The sequence below is a fragment of the Pseudomonas sp. MPFS genome (assembly GCF_022537035.1).
Classification (GTDB): Bacteria; Pseudomonadota; Gammaproteobacteria; order Pseudomonadales; family Pseudomonadaceae; genus Aquipseudomonas; species Aquipseudomonas sessilinigenes.
Genome location: NZ_CP066123.1, coordinates 6,971,365 through 6,983,930 on the forward strand (window position 1 = coordinate 6,971,365; position 12,566 = coordinate 6,983,930).

Sequence of the window (12,566 nt, forward strand, 5' to 3'; positions counted from 1 at the left end):
AATGTTTCAAGTCAGTCGCAGCGACACACTAGCTCCGCGAAGGGATTAACAAAAATCAATAATTATTGGGACAACCATAAGTAAAGACTTATAGTTTTGCCTCCAGCCCCGGTGCGAGCCCTTGAAGCATGCGTAAATCCTTGATGCGCCTGACATTGCGCCAGCTGCAGATCTTCAACGAAGTCTGCGATCTACGCTCCTACAGCCGGGCCGCCGAGGAAATGTCCCTGACCCAGCCGGCGGTCAGCCTGCAGATCCGCCAGCTCGAGGAACTGATCGGCCAGCCGCTGTTCGACTATGTCGGCAAGAAGCTCTACATGACCGAAGCCGCCGAAGCCCTGCAACGGGCCAGCCGGGACATCTTCGGACGCCTGGAGAACCTCGACATGCAACTCTCCGACATGCAGGGTTCGCTGCAAGGCCAGCTCAAGCTGGCCGTGGAGTCCAGCGCCAAGTACTTCGTGCCGCACCTGTTCGCCGCCTTCAAGCGCCAGCACCCGGAAGTCCACCTGCAGCTGACCGTGGTCAACCGCGCCCAGGTGATCCGCCGCCTTTCCGACAACCGCGACGACCTGGTGATCATGTCCATGGTGCCCCAGGACATGGAGCTGGAATTCCTGCCATTCCTGAACAACCCGATCGTCGCCGTGGCGCCCCCGGACCACCCCCTGAGCCATATGGGAGCCCTGCGCTTGCAAGACCTGGAGCCCTACACCCTGGTACTGCGCGAACAGGGCTCCGGCACCCGCCTGGCCTGCGAGGAGTACTTCAAGGAGAAGCGCGTGCACTTCACCCAGATCCTCGAAGTGTCGTCGGCAGAAGCGCAACGCGAGTGCGTCCGGGCAGGCCTGGGCGTGGCCTTGTTGACGCGCCACGCCCTGAACCTTGAGTTGGCGACCGGCGGCTTGATCGAATTGCCGGTCGAAGAGCTGCCATTGCTTCGCAGCTGGTGCCTGGTGCAGGCCAAAGCCAAACGCCTGTCACCGGTAGCGCATGCGTTCCTGGGGTTTATCCGCAGCGAACGGGTGCAGATCAGCGGGCTGGTTGGGCGGTTTGACGGGAAGCTGCCGGAGCGGCCTGCCAGTAATTGACGGCATCCTGCTCGGGGTAGTCGTTGATTTCCTGTTGCAGGCGACGCAGTTCGAAGCGGTGCTCGATCGCACGGCGAAATTCCATGCGGCGTTGGTCTTCCTGCTGACGACGGGTCTTGACTGCGCTGCTGCTCTCTTCGTAAGGCCGGGCCATTTCGAGTCTCCCAATGCGAGTACGGAGGCTTCACGATGGCGATCGGCGATGACGGTTTGGCGGCGAGTCCATTACAGGGATGTGAAAGTTGCCCGAACGGTCATCAGGCCACTTCGGGCGAGGGAGCAGGCTCCCCACGCCCTATCAGTCGTCCAGGGCTTTGACCGCCTTGGGCGACAGGCGCAGGCTGCGCAAGCTGCGCTTCACGCTCTTGAGGTGGTTGACCAGGCTCGGGCCGCGGGCCATGGCCACGCCCATGGCCAGGACGTCGATCACCACCAGGTGGGCGATGCGCGAGGTCAGCGGGGTATAGATCTCGGTGTCCTCGTGCACGTCGATGGCCAGGTTGACCGTGGACAATTCGGCCAGCGGCGTCTGGCTCGGGCACAGGGTGATCAGGTTGGCGCCGCTTTCACGCACCAGGTTGGCGGTGATCAGCAGATCCTTGGAGCGCCCGGACTGGGAGATGCAGATCGCGACGTCCGAGGGTTTGAGGGTGACCGCCGACATGGCCTGCATGTGCGGGTCGGAATACGCCGCCGCCGTCAGCAGCAGGCGGAAGAACTTGTGCTGGGCGTCCGCCGCCACGGCGCCGGAAGCGCCAAAGCCGTAGAACTCCACGCGCTGGGCCTGGGACATGAGGGTGACGGCACGCTGCAACTCCACCGGGTCGAGCTTCTCGCGAACCTCCATCAGAGTGTGCAGGGTGGTGTCGAAGATCTTCAGGCTGTAGTCGGCGACCGAATCGTCTTCATGGATCGCGAACTGGCCAAAGCTGGCACCGGCGGCAAGGCTCTGCGCCAGCTTGAGCTTCAGGTCCTGGAACCCCGAGCAGCCGATGGCCCGGCAGAAGCGCACGATGGTCGGCTCGCTGATACCCACACTATGAGCCAGGTCCGCCATGGAGCTGTGCATTACGGCCGCAGGATCGAGGAGCACGTGATCGGCGACCTTGAGTTCCGATTTGCGTAACAGATGACGTGACTGGGCGATGTGCTGCAACAGGTTCAAGGGCTGGGACTCATTGTTATCGGCAGGTGCCGGGAGATGTAGCAAGCTTGTAGTTATACTACATGAATTGGCTTTTTGCCTGCTCAATGCATCAGGAAGTTGCCTGGCTACCCCCCATATTCAGCCGGGTACGCTGCATGTAGCCGTTTTGGCGGGGAATGCCGGCACTAGCGCGACTGGGCCTGCAACAGCAACGCAAGGCCCTGGGCGTCCACCGGGCGGCTGATCAGGTAGCCCTGCACTTCGTCACACTGTTCGGCCCGCAGGAAGGCCAACTGGGCCGGTTCCTCGACCCCCTCGGCCACCACCTTCAAGGACAAGCCGTGGGCCATGGCAATGATCGCCCGGGTAATGGCCGCATCTTCACCGCCCTCTGCCAGGCCACGGATGAAAGCCTGGTCGATCTTCACGTAGTCCACCGGGATGCGCTTGAGGTAGCTCAGGGAGGAATAGCCCGTGCCAAAGTCGTCGATCGCCAGCTTGACCCCCAGGTCACGCAGTTGCTGGAAGGTCGCGATGATGTGCTCGACACTGTCGAGCAACTGGCTTTCGGTCAGCTCCAGTTCGAGCAAGTGCGGCTCCAGCCCGGTTTCTTCCAGCACCTGGCGCACCAGGCTCACCAGCTTGCCCTGGCGCAACTGGTACACCGAGAGGTTCACCGAGACCCGGATCGGCTCCAGCCCCTGGCGCTGCCACTGGCAGGCCTGGCGACAAGCCTGGCGCAGCACGAACTCGCCGATGGGGCCGATCAGCCCGGTCTCCTCGGCAAGCCCGATGAAGTCCCCTGGTGGTACCCGTCCCAGGATCGGGTGCTCCCAACGCACCAGGGCCTCGGCGGCATTGAGTCGCCCCGTAGCCAGGCACAGCTTGGGCTGATAGAACACCATCAGCTGGTCATCCTCGATGGCCTTGCGCAACTGGTTCTCCAGTTGCAGGCGCTCCAGGGTGCTGGCTTGCAAACTCTCGGTATAGAACTGGAAGTTGTTGCCCCCCAAGTGCTTGGCATGGGCCATGGCCATGTTCGCCTGGCTGACCAGGGCGGCGATCTCCCGGGCACTGTCCGGCAGCATGCTGATGCCCATGGAGGCGCTGACCACCAGTTCATGGCCCTCTACGGTGATTGGCAGGCGCAACTTGCTCAGCAACCGCGTGGCGACGCGGGTCAGGCTCGACAGGCTGCCGTAGGCGTCGAACAGCACAGCAAACTCATCCCCGGACAAACGGGCAATGGTGTCGGCCTCCGGCAGGGCGTTGACCAGGCGGCGGGCCATTTTCTGCAGCAGTTGGTCGGCCACCTCATGGCCCAGGCTGTCATTGAGCAGCTTGAAGCGGTCCAGGTTGATGTGCAGCAGGGCCAGGCTACGTCCACCCTGGCGCACCCGCTGGTGGGCTTCGCGCAAGCGTTCGCGAAACAGCGAGCGGTTGGCCAGCCCGGTGAGCTCGTCATAGTGCGTGAGGTAGCGCATGCGCTCCTCGGACTCCCTTCGAGCCGAAAGATCGGCGAAGAAACCCACGATATGGCGGACTTTCCCCCGCCTGTCACGCACCACGTTCAGTTGCAGCCACTGCGGATAGAGCTCGCCGTTCTTGCGGGTTTCCACCAGCTCGCCCTGCCAGCTGCCGTGCTGTTCCAGGGCCTGGTGGATCAAGGGGTAATGGCGCCGGGCATCGCGGCTGCAGGGCAACTCCACCACGTTGCAGCCGAGCATGTCCTCGATCTGGAAGCCGGTGACCTGGCTGAATGCCTGGTTGGCCGCGATCAGCACGTAATCGGGGTCGAGGATGACGATGCCCTCGCTGGCCGCCTCGAACACGGTAGCCGCCAGGTTGCGTTGTACCTCCAGTTCCTTGTCGGCACTGATATCGCGACGCGTGCCGGCCATGCGCAGGACCCGGCCGTCGGGGCTGCGCTCCACGGCCCGCCCGCGATCCTCGATCCATACCCAGTGGCCGGCACCATGCAGCACTCGGTACTCCACCTGGTAATCCTCGCTGCGCCCCTTCAAATGCTCCACCAGGGCGCGCCTCAGCGTGGGCAGGTCCTCCGGGTGCAGGCGCGGCTTCAGGTGGCTGAGCATCGCCGTGACCCCTTCCGGCTCCAGGCCGAACAGCTCCTTGATCTGGGTGTGATGGACTTCATCGGTCTGCAGGTTCCAGTCCCACAACCCCAGCTCACTGGCATTGAGCGCCAGGGCCAGGCGCGCCTCGCTCTTGCTCAGGGCCTGGTTGGCGGCGTCCAGCTCCAGGCTGCGCTGGACCACTCGCTGCTCCAGCCCGGCCTGGGCCTCGCGCAGTTGCTCCTCGGCACGCCGGCGCTGCTCCACCTCCCGGGCCAGTTCGCGATTGAGTTGCCCGCTGCGACTTTGGGCATCCTGCAAGTGCTCGATCAGCGCCTGGTTCTGGAAACGCCGTAGCAGGCCGCGTTGGATCAGGCGATTGACCTGCCAGGCCACGACACTCAATGAGGCCAGCAGGATCAATCCCAGCCAGCCCCAGCCGCGCTGCTGTTCATCGCCGCCCCAGAACAGGTAGGCGATCGCTGGCAACAGGCAAGGAAGGGTGAATGACAGGAAGGCCTTCAGGCTGACGGCATAGGCCACGCTGGCGGAAAGGATCGCCGCGCCAATCAAACCGAAGACCCAGGACTGCTGCAGGAAGCTGTCGGTGGGCACCAGGGCAATGCCTGCACAGGCCAGGGTCAAGCCACTGACCGTGGACCCCAGCAGGAACATGCGCAGCCAGACTGGTTGCGCCTGCCGGCTGGGAATCGCCGAATCGAAGGCTGCCACCTGGATCACGCGCAAGGCCACCAGGGCCAGCAACCAGACCATCCACACGCTGAGCAGCAGATAACGCGAGGGGCTCCAGAGCAGCCAGGTACAGACCAGGCCGTTGAGCAGCATGAACAGCGTCGGCAGCAACGACCCTTGATACAGCAGGCGCGTACGCTCCACTGCAATCTCGACGGCATAGTGCTGGCGGATGACCCGGGGCTCCATGAAAGGCCCCGACAGGTCGGAAATAAGTGTCATAGGCAGTGTTCTTATAATGGTTGAGCCTGAAACGTCGCCGGAGCATACACAAGCAAAGGCGCGAGCCAAACTGCCCCAAGTCATAAAATCGATAAAACAAATCCTCGCAAGATCGCTCTGCAAAGCGTCCAGGCGAGAAGCGCCAATGGCTGCGGCGCGTGACCAGCCAGTCGTCCCTCACGGTTGTTTTATCGGCTAATGCAAAGCCGGGTTTGCCCGGGGTGGCGCGCGCCCCTAGAATGCGCCGATGCGCGATGATCTCTCCCTCCTGTTGAATTCCCTCAACGACGCCCAACGCCAGGCCGTAGCGGCCTCCCTGGGTCGTCAGTTGGTCCTGGCCGGCGCTGGTTCCGGCAAAACCCGTGTGCTGGTGCACCGTATCGCCTGGCTGATCCAGGTCGAGAACGCCTCGCCCCACTCGATCCTGTCGGTGACCTTCACCAACAAGGCGGCGGCCGAGATGCGCCACCGTATCGAGCAATTGCTGGGCATCAACCCCGCGGGCATGTGGGTCGGCACCTTCCACGGCCTGGCCCACCGCCTGCTGCGGGCCCACTGGCAGGAAGCCGGCCTGAGCCAGACCTTCCAGATCCTCGACAGCGACGACCAGCAACGCCTGGTCAAGCGGGTGATCCGCGAGCTGGGCCTGGATGAACAGCGCTGGCCGGCCCGCCAGGCCCAGTGGTTCATCAACGGCCAGAAAGACGAGGGCCTGCGCCCGCAGCACATCCAGGCCAGTGGCGACCTGTTCCTGGCCACCATGCGCAGCATCTACGAAGCCTACGAGGCCGCCTGCCAGCGTGCGGGAGTCATCGACTTCTCCGAGCTGCTGCTGCGCGCCCTGGACCTGTGGCGCGACCATCCGGGCTTGCTGGCGCACTACCAGAAGCGTTTCCGCCATGTGCTGGTGGACGAGTTCCAGGACACCAACGCCGTGCAGTACGCCTGGTTGCGACTGCTGGCCAAGGGTGGCGAAAGCCTGATGGTGGTGGGCGACGACGACCAGTCGATCTACGGCTGGCGCGGGGCGAAGATCGAGAACATCCACCAGTACTCCGACGACTTCCCGGACACCGAAGTGATCCGCCTGGAGCAGAACTACCGCTCCACTGCCGGCATCCTCAAGGCCGCCAACGCCCTGATCGCCAACAATACCGGGCGCCTGGGCAAGGAACTGTGGACCGATGGCGGCGATGGCGAGGCCATCAACCTGTATGCCGCCTTCAACGAACACGATGAAGCCCGCTACGTGGTGGAAACCATCGAGAGCGCGCTCAAGACCGGCCTGGCCCGCAGCGATATCGCCATTCTCTACCGCTCCAACGCCCAGTCCCGGGTGCTGGAGGAAGCCTTGCTGCGCGAACGCATCCCGTACCGCATCTATGGCGGCCAGCGCTTCTTCGAGCGCGCCGAGATCAAGAACGCCATGGCCTACCTGCGCCTGCTGGAAGGCCGCGGCAACGACGCAGCGCTGGAGCGAGTGATCAACGTCCCGGCCCGGGGCATCGGCGAAAAGACCGTCGAGGCGATCCGCGAGCATGCCCGCCACAGCGATGTGTCGATGTGGGAAGCCATGCGCCAACTGGTGGCCAATAAAGGCCTGACCGGTCGGGCGGCCGGTGCCCTTGGCGCGTTTATCGAGCTGATCGAGAACCTGGCGGCCAAGACCCTGGACATGCCCCTGCACCTGATGACCCAGACGGTGATCGAGCAGTCGGGGCTGATTGCCTATCACGAAGCGGAAAAAGGCGAGAAAGGCCAGGCCCGGGTGGAAAACCTCGAGGAACTGGTCAGCGCCGCGCGCAACTTCGAGAACACCGAGGAAGACGAGGACCTGACGCCCCTGGCGGCCTTCCTCGGCCATGCGTCCCTGGAAGCCGGCGATGCCCAGGCCGACGAGCACGAAGACAGCATCCAGCTGATGACCCTGCACAGCGCCAAGGGCCTGGAATTCCCCTATGTGTTCCTGGTGGGCATGGAAGAAGGCCTGTTCCCCCACAAGATGAGCCTGGAAGAGCCGGGCCGCCTGGAGGAAGAACGCCGCCTGGCCTATGTCGGTATCACCCGGGCCATGCAGAACCTGGTCATGACCTACGCCGAAACCCGTCGCCTGTACGGCAGCGAAACCTACAACAAGGTGTCGCGTTTCGTACGTGAAGTGCCCAAGGGGCTGATCCAGGAAGTACGCCTGTCCAACAGCGTCAGCCGGCCTTTCGGTGGTGGCCAGTCCCAGAGCACCAGCAGCCTGTTCAGCGGCAGCGCCATCCCGGACACCGGCCTGAGCCTTGGCCAGGCCGTGCGCCACTCGGTGTTCGGCGACGGCGTGATCCTCAACTTCGAGGGCGCCGGAGCCCAGGCCCGGGTCCAGGTCAACTTCAGCGAAGGCAGCAAATGGCTGATGCTTGGCTACGCCAAGCTGGAAGCCATCTAATCTCCCAGCAGCAGCCGGCTTGTCGGTGAAGGCGCCCCTGCCCTTCATCGGCAAGCCGGGCCCAAACCGCCAAAAGGAAGCACGAGCATGGGTTCAGGCTTTTTTTCGTCGTGGACATTCTGGGCGTTACTGTCGGCAATTTTCGCCGCATTGACGGCGATCTTCGGCAAAGTCGGCATCGAGAACGTCAATTCCGACTTCGCCACCCTGTTGCGCACAGGGGTGGTGCTGGTGAGCCTGGCCTTGATTTTGTACGCAACGGGCCAATATCAGTCCCTGGAATCGATTTCTACCAAGAGCTACCTGTTCCTGCTGCTGTCCGGGCTGGCCACAGGGGCTTCCTGGCTGTGCTACTACCGTGCCCTCAAGCTGGGCCCCGCCTCGCTGGTGGCGCCGGTGGACAAGCTCAGCGTGGTGTTCGTCGCGATCATCGGCGTGACACTGCTAGGGGAGAAACTCGACCTGCGGCAATGGGGCGGGATCGGCCTGATCACTGCCGGCGTGGTAGTGCTGGCACTACGGCGCTGAAGGTCCTGGAAGGAAACCAAAGCGGCTTCCCCCAGGCAAAACCACATCGGCGAGCATGATTTCAGATGGGACTGAACCAGGCCTGTCAGGCAAAAGCCCGAAACATTATGCCGCTCGCCACTGACACTTCACCTGTGCAATATGGCGCGCGTGCCATCCACAAATGGGAATACCCTTTATGAAACGTTTTCTTAGCATCGCCATGGCGCTGTGCATCGGCTTGACGATGAGCCTCGACGCCAATGCCAAGCGCTTCGGTGGCGGCAAAAGCGCCGGCGCTGCCCCGACCCACCAGGCTCGCCAGGCGGCACCCACCGCTCCGGGCGCTCCTGCCGCTGCCGCCACTGCTGGTGCAGCCGGTGCCGCGGGTGCAGCAGCCAAGGCCGGCGGTGCTTCGCGCTGGCTCGGCCCCCTGGCCGGTATCGCCGCAGGCGGCCTGCTGGCCTCCATGTTCATGGGCGGCGGCTTCCAGGGCATGCAGATCTTCGACATCCTGATCATGGCGGTCATCGCGTTCGTGATCTTCCGCTTCATTGCCGCTCGTCGCCGCAAGCAACAGGAGCAATTCGCTCCGGCCGGCCACGCCCCCATGCAACGCGAAGCCTTCCAGCCCCAGGCACCGGCTGGCGGTTCGATCTTCGGCGGCTCCGCAGCCCCTGCTGCCCGCCCGGTGATCAACGCTCCGGCCTGGTTCAACGAAGAACGCTTCATCGAAGCGGCGCGCAACCACTTCCAGTCCCTGCAGCAACACTGGGACGCCAATGAAATGGACAAGATCGCCGAGTTCGTGACCCCGCAGATGCTGCAATTCCTCAAGCAGGAACGTGCCGACCTGGGCGACGGCTTCCAGTCGACCTACATCGACAACCTGCAAGTGCAGCTCGAAGGCGTGGACGATCGTGCCGACAAGACCATCGCCACCCTGACCTTCAGCGGTGTTTCGAAGACCTCGCGCTTCGACCAGGGCGAAGTGTTCAGCGAAAGCTGGAACATGGAACGTGCCCAGGGCGACAACCAGCCTTGGCTGGTGGCAGGTATCCGCCAGAACGGCTGATTCATTCTGCTGTCACAGCTGTAATGCAAAAACCCCGACTCAGGTCGGGGTTTTGCATTTCACGATTGCACTTATAGCGAGCTACTGTATAAACCGCCGTCAACCAAACGTGCCATAGAGCTAAGAGGACCCAGGCCGTGGAAGAAGTCATCGAACAACTCCGAGAAGCCAACGAACCGGTGCCCGTTCCCCTGGAACTGCCGGACGAAGACCTGCTGGTGGAAATCGAGGAACAACTGTTCATCAATATCCCGTTCGTCTTCAAAGAGTTCCTGTTGACGGTCAGCGATGTGGTCTACGGCAGCCTGGAACCGGTAACCGTTACCGATCCGCAATCCCATACCTACCTTCCAGAAGTGGCGGCGACCGCCTGGGACATGGGCGTGCCTCGGGAATTGATTCCGATCTGCCAGGATGGCGACGACTACTACTGCGTAGAAGAAGACGGCACCGTAGTGCTGTGGTCCGGCGAAGAAGAGCTGATCACCGAGGACTCCTGGGAATCGGTGTGGCACTGGGCGAGGGACGTCTGGCTGGAAAGCTGAGGCAGCCAGGCCGCGACCTCCCCGGTCGCGGCGTCGGAGCATTCGCCAGTACCCTGCTGGCGATCGACAAGCTCAGTGCCCACCACCGTCCTTGCTCTGGTCGAAAGTCTCGATCAACGCCACCTGCATCCGTGTATGTACGCGAATGAACCAGCGCCACAGCACCGCAGCCACGGCCGCCGCCACCACGGCCACCAGTACCAGCAGCTCCAGGGTCGGCAGGATGCTTGCCGACAACGCCGCCAACAGCAGGAAAATAACCAGCAACGACAGGATCGGGATCACCTCGGCGATCACTCGTCGCACCCGCTGGGTATGACGCCCGGCCATTTCCGCCTTGACCCCCATCTCTGCCAACAGCATCGACAGTGCCTTGAGCTTGCGATAGGCAGCGATCAGGAACGGCAGCGACAACAGCAAGGCCCCACCCCAGATCAGCGCCTTTTGCCGGCCTGGGTCGCTGATCCAATCTTGTAGATAAACGCCAATACGCCCGGAGAAATAGCTGCCGGAAAAGAAGATCGCCACCACCAGGGCCAGGTTCACCCCTACCTGCAGCAGGATCTTGCGGATCATCGACGCCAACAGCGCGCCCTCGCCCTGGGGCTGAATACTGCGCAACCACTCGCCGTACATTCCCAGCACCCGGCTCAGCCGCTTGGGCAGCACCGCCGACAGCTTCAACGACAGCGGGTCGGCGGCCTTGATCAGGTAGGGGGTGAGCAAGGTGGTAATGGCCGAAACCGCCACCGCCACGGGATAGAGGAAGTCGCTGGTGACCTGCAAGGTCATGCCAAGGGCGGCGATGATGAATGAAAACTCGCCAATCTGTGACAGCCCCATCCCTACTCGCAACGACGTACGTCCATCGTTACCCGCGATGAAGGCGCCCATCCCGCAGGACAACATCTTGCCCAATACCACCGCCACGGTGATCACCGCGATTGGCCAGGCGTACTGGAGGAGAATCTGCGGATCGATCATCAGGCCGATGGCCACGAAGAAAATGGCGCTGAACAGGTCGCGAACCGGTTCGATCAAGCGTTCGATCTTCAGCAACTGACGGGACTCGGCCATGATCGCACCGATCAGGAACGCCCCCAGCACCATGCTGTACTCCAGGCGTACCACCAGCAGGCAGAATCCGAAGCACAGGCCCAGCACGGTGATCAGCAGCATCTCGTTGCTGTCGAACTTCGCCACGTAGGCCAGCAGGCGCGGCACCAGCAGGATGCCGATCACCAGCGCCACGATCATGAACAGTGAAAGCTTGCCTACCGTGGAAAACACCTCGCCGGAACTCACCGTGCCGCTGACCGCGATGCTCGATAGCAGGGCGATGATGCCGATCCCCAGGATGTCCTCGACGATCAGCACGCCGAAGATCAGCTGGGCGAAGCGTTCGTTCTTCATCTTCAGGTCGTTGAGCGCCTTGACGATGATGGTGGTGGAAGAGATGGCCAGGATCGCCCCGAGGAACAGCGAATCCATGGTGCTCCAGTCGAACCAGCGGCCGATCTCGTAGCCGATCCAGATCATCAGGACGATTTCCAGGAACGCCGCGATGAACGCCGTGGCGCCCACCTTGAACAGCTTGCGCAGGCTGAATTCCAGCCCCAGGCAGAACATCAGGAAAATCACCCCGAGCTCAGCCAGGGTCTTGATGGTCTGCTCGTCGTGGATCAGCCCGAAAGGCGGGGTATGGGGCCCGATGATGAAGCCCGCGGCGATATAGCCCAGCACCACCGGCTGCTTGAATCGATGGAAGAGAACGGTCACCACACCCGCGACCAGCATGATCACGGCCAGGTCCTGAATGAAACTGATGGCATGCATGACCTAGGTTCTCCTTGAATGTTGGACGGGGGCCATCCTCGGGGAGAGCGTTTGAAAAGCCGCCTGCGCTGGCGTCAGTCGCTGCCTTGTCAGAGATCCCTGAAAAAGAAAGGTCCGATCGGTCGAAAGAAAGTGCTCTACAAGAGCGATGAAAAAACCCTGGAACGGGTGTTTTGCAGGGTAACACTGCGACTTCCAGGCGGAAGGCAGTGCAATATATGGAAACAGATCCACCGGAGCGTGACGGCGCGGCACAGACCGGCGTCCCGTTATCGATGGTTTGAAAAGTCTTTGGACCCAGCACCCGCAGAGGTGCTCCAGCAACCCCTGCCCTGACCCGTGAGCGTGCTATGGAACCCGGAAACGCCCAACTGTCGATGACAGTACTGATGACCCCCGACATGGCCAACTTCTCTGGCAATGTCCACGGTGGCACCCTGCTCAAGTACCTCGACGAAGTCGCCTATGCCTGCGCCAGCCGCTATGCCGGTCGCTACGTGGTGACCCTGTCGGTGGACCAGGTGATCTTCCGCGAGCCGGTGCATGTCGGCGAGCTGGTGACCTTCCTGGCCTCGGTCAACTACACCGGCAACACCTCCATGGAGGTGGGTATCAAGGTGGTGACCGAGAACATCCAGGAGCGCTCCGTGCGCCATACCAATAGCTGCTTCTTCACCATGGTGGCGATGGACGATCAGCGCAAACCGGCCCCGGTTCCGCCGCTGCAACCGGAAACCGCCGATGGCAAGCGCCGCTATATCCAGGCCCAGCAGCGCCGGCAGATCCGCCAGGAGCTGGAAAAACGCTACCGGGAAATCAAGGCCGACGGCCCTTGAATCCAAGGCTGGCAACCTGATCCAGCAGGACCATGGACGGTCCCTTGT

The 12,566-nt window shown here is 62.5% G+C and carries 10 protein-coding genes; 6 read left to right on the forward strand and 4 right to left on the reverse strand.

The annotated features are described in order from the left end of the window. The first annotated feature begins 128 nt into the window (after positions 1–128). Positions 129–1,091, forward strand: a complete 963-nt coding sequence (locus I9018_RS32120; protein WP_068578405.1) for a LysR family transcriptional regulator — start codon at positions 129–131, stop codon at positions 1,089–1,091. On the opposite strand, the gene I9018_RS32125 is transcribed toward I9018_RS32120, so the two are convergent. From I9018_RS32125 to I9018_RS32135, 3 genes are all read right to left on the reverse strand, one after another. After that, the gene (locus tag I9018_RS32125; RefSeq protein ID WP_068578403.1) at positions 1,033–1,245 is read right to left on the reverse strand and encodes a hypothetical protein; all 213 of its coding nucleotides are present in this window, start codon (positions 1,243–1,245) and stop codon (positions 1,033–1,035) included. The two genes, I9018_RS32120 and I9018_RS32125, sit on opposite strands and share 59 nt — an antisense overlap. A gap of 144 nt (positions 1,246–1,389) precedes the next feature. Next, the gene (hexR, locus tag I9018_RS32130) at positions 1,390–2,256 is read right to left on the reverse strand and encodes a transcriptional regulator HexR (protein WP_068578401.1); all 867 of its coding nucleotides are present in this window, start codon (positions 2,254–2,256) and stop codon (positions 1,390–1,392) included. A gap of 167 nt (positions 2,257–2,423) precedes the next feature. Beyond that, positions 2,424–5,288: an EAL domain-containing protein gene (locus tag I9018_RS32135; protein WP_241108366.1), complete on the reverse strand. Its 2,865-nt coding sequence runs from the start codon at positions 5,286–5,288 to the stop codon at positions 2,424–2,426. Between the two features lie 247 nt (positions 5,289–5,535). Between I9018_RS32135 and uvrD the strand changes: the two genes are divergently transcribed. The 4 genes from uvrD to I9018_RS32155 all read left to right on the forward strand — a co-directional run bounded on the left by uvrD (position 5,536) and on the right by I9018_RS32155 (position 9,846). After that, on the forward strand, positions 5,536–7,719 hold the full coding sequence (gene uvrD, locus I9018_RS32140) for a DNA helicase II (protein ID WP_124347053.1): 2,184 nt from the start codon (positions 5,536–5,538) through the stop codon (positions 7,717–7,719). An 87-nt stretch (positions 7,720–7,806) separates the two neighbouring features. Then, the gene (locus tag I9018_RS32145; protein ID WP_068578394.1) at positions 7,807–8,247 is read left to right on the forward strand and encodes an EamA family transporter; all 441 of its coding nucleotides are present in this window, start codon (positions 7,807–7,809) and stop codon (positions 8,245–8,247) included. Between the two features lie 178 nt (positions 8,248–8,425). After that, positions 8,426–9,301 (forward strand): Tim44 domain-containing protein, encoded by an 876-nt coding sequence (locus I9018_RS32150; protein WP_241108367.1) that lies wholly within the window; start codon positions 8,426–8,428, stop codon positions 9,299–9,301. A 137-nt stretch (positions 9,302–9,438) separates the two neighbouring features. Next, the gene (locus I9018_RS32155; protein WP_068578389.1) at positions 9,439–9,846 is read left to right on the forward strand and encodes an SMI1/KNR4 family protein; all 408 of its coding nucleotides are present in this window, start codon (positions 9,439–9,441) and stop codon (positions 9,844–9,846) included. A gap of 72 nt (positions 9,847–9,918) precedes the next feature. Here the strand turns inward: I9018_RS32155 and I9018_RS32160 are convergent, their stop codons facing one another. Next, positions 9,919–11,682: a cation:proton antiporter gene (locus I9018_RS32160; RefSeq protein WP_068578387.1), complete on the reverse strand. Its 1,764-nt coding sequence runs from the start codon at positions 11,680–11,682 to the stop codon at positions 9,919–9,921. Positions 11,683–12,032: 350 nt separating this feature from the next. On the opposite strand from I9018_RS32160, the gene I9018_RS32165 reads away from it, so the two are divergent. Next, positions 12,033–12,518, forward strand: a complete 486-nt coding sequence (locus tag I9018_RS32165; RefSeq protein ID WP_068578385.1) for an acyl-CoA thioesterase — start codon at positions 12,033–12,035, stop codon at positions 12,516–12,518. The last annotated feature ends 48 nt before the right edge of the window (positions 12,519–12,566 follow it).

What these genes read in the sequence shown, in the direction of transcription:
- I9018_RS32125 (WP_068578403.1), bottom strand. Translation starts at nt 1,245, where the DNA reads ATGGCCCGGCCTTACGAAGAGAGCAGCAGCGCAGTCAAGACCCGTCGT.
- I9018_RS32150 (WP_241108367.1), top strand. Translation starts at nt 8,426, where the DNA reads ATGAAACGTTTTCTTAGCATCGCCATGGCGCTGTGCATCGGCTTGACG.
- I9018_RS32145 (WP_068578394.1), top strand. Translation starts at nt 7,807, where the DNA reads ATGGGTTCAGGCTTTTTTTCGTCGTGGACATTCTGGGCGTTACTGTCG.
- I9018_RS32135 (WP_241108366.1), bottom strand. Translation starts at nt 5,288, where the DNA reads ATGACACTTATTTCCGACCTGTCGGGGCCTTTCATGGAGCCCCGGGTC.
- I9018_RS32165 (WP_068578385.1), top strand. Translation starts at nt 12,033, where the DNA reads ATGGAACCCGGAAACGCCCAACTGTCGATGACAGTACTGATGACCCCC.
- I9018_RS32120 (WP_068578405.1), top strand. Translation starts at nt 129, where the DNA reads ATGCGTAAATCCTTGATGCGCCTGACATTGCGCCAGCTGCAGATCTTC.
- uvrD (WP_124347053.1), top strand. Translation starts at nt 5,536, where the DNA reads ATGCGCGATGATCTCTCCCTCCTGTTGAATTCCCTCAACGACGCCCAA.
- I9018_RS32160 (WP_068578387.1), bottom strand. Translation starts at nt 11,682, where the DNA reads ATGCATGCCATCAGTTTCATTCAGGACCTGGCCGTGATCATGCTGGTC.